The 1,742-nt window shown below is 43.7% G+C and carries 1 protein-coding gene; it reads left to right on the top strand.

Features of this window, described 5'->3' with window-relative positions; genetic code table 11:
- The first annotated feature begins 326 nt into the window (after window positions 1–326).
- Window positions 327–1,532 (top strand): multidrug efflux MFS transporter EmrD, encoded by a 1,206-nt coding sequence (gene emrD / locus IQR33_RS02610; RefSeq protein WP_017635532.1) that lies wholly within the window; start codon window positions 327–329, stop codon window positions 1,530–1,532.
- The last annotated feature ends 210 nt before the right edge of the window (window positions 1,533–1,742 follow it).

Below are 1,742 nucleotides of genomic sequence, written 5' to 3'. Positions count from 1 at the left end.
CTCAGATCAACCGAGCAGACGCTTTATTTTTGCACTTTAACCATTAAAACCAGTTACCTATAAGGCTCATTCTATTCACGAAAAGTAAAAGATTTAACGTAATTAGACAAAGAAATGCACCGCTTTTTGAAAACAAAATCGGATTAGTTTTTCTAATTGAAATCATAGATTTTTATCTTGCTCAACTTCACACTTTTCGATTGCTAATTATACAAGCAAGCACTATTATCTCGCGCAAATACCCCCGCAACACAAGAATTCAGTTGGCACTCTATAAAAGAGCGCTAAGGGTTTTTACGTCTTAAATTTTTTGGAGAGATACGCAAATGTCTGCTTCGTTTCCATTAGCGAAACTTACCTTTTTAATCGCTATATTGACTGCCGTGGGTCAAATGACCCAGACAATGTACGTGCCTTCAATCGGTCATATGGCGGGCGAGTTTTTGGTATCTGCGTCATCACTTCAAGCTGTGATGGCTTGTTACCTAATCCCATATGGCTTGTCGCAATTTGCGTATGGCACACTATCGGACCGCTTGGGACGCAAACCGATCATCATCGTCGGGCTGCTTATCTACATCGTGGGTACACTGGTAGCATTATTTGCACATCAATTTGAATGGTTCTTGATTGGTAGCTTTATCCAAGGCTTAGGTATTGGCTGCGGCGGTGCGATGTCACGCACTCTGACTCGCGATTGCTTTGAAGGCTCTGATCTACACAGAGCAAACAGCTTAATTAGCATGTGTGTGATTTTCTCACCATTAATGGCACCAGTATTAGGCGGTTACCTAACAGAAGCTTTCGGATGGCGGTCGAGCTACTTGTTCTTAGCGCTATTTGCTATCGCGGTTGTGATCACCATGATGACAAGCATGATGGAGACGCTACCAAAAGAGAAACGCAAATTCGAACCAGTAGCCAAAAGCTACAAACACGTTTTGTCTGACCGTCGCTTTCAAGGCTTTTTGATTTGCCTGGTTGCAACATTCGCTGGTGTGGGTGTATTCGAAGCGGCAGCTGGGGTATTGTTAGGTGGGGTATTAGAATTACCAGCAACAACGGTAAGTTTGCTGTTTATATTGCCGATCCCAGGTTACTTGGTGGGTGCAGGCTTATCTAGCTACATCGCAAGACGTCGCTCTGAGCGTCGTGCTTTAAATGTAGGCTTGGTCTCTATTTTTGTGGGCTCTGCTATTGTGCTCATCCCAGGCTTGTTTGGTTTAACCACTGCATTAACGCTGGTTGGAGGCGCAACCGTGTACTTTTTGGGTGCAGGTATTCTCTTCCCAGCGGCAACAACTGGAGCGATTGCGCCATTCCCATACCATGCAGGAACAGCAGGCGCGACATTGGGTGGCATGCAAAACTTGGGGGCAGGTGTCGCAACTTTGCTCGCGTCACTATTTCCAGCGCATAACCAGATGCCTTTGGGCATTTTGATGATGGCAATGTCGGTAATTGCAATGCTTGGGTTAATGTGGGTGAATCGAGCACACAATCACTCAAACGAAGTACCGCAAGTTATCTGATCATTATCAGCTTACTTTCAAAATCCAAAAGGGACACACTCAACAAGTGTGTCCCTTTTTTCATATCACACTATATCGATTTCCCGATGAGAATGATTTAACTTTCGAATTGATATTTGTTAAAAATAACAGCTGCTTACACAATGTGTTTTCAGCTCCCTTCAAATTGAGTATCCAACTCGAAATATTGAGGATTCTCACTTTTTCGGT

It is taken from the genome of Vibrio sp. OPT46 (genome assembly GCF_015163535.1).
Lineage (GTDB): Bacteria > Pseudomonadota > Gammaproteobacteria > Enterobacterales > Vibrionaceae > Vibrio > Vibrio alginolyticus.
Note: the sequence above shows the minus strand (reverse complement) of the source record. Positions and strands in the feature narration are given on the sequence as shown.

Bases quoted from the DNA above. Each gene is read 5' to 3' on its own strand.
- emrD (WP_017635532.1), top strand. From the start codon at position 327: ATGTCTGCTTCGTTTCCATTAGCGAAACTTACCTTTTTAATCGCTATA.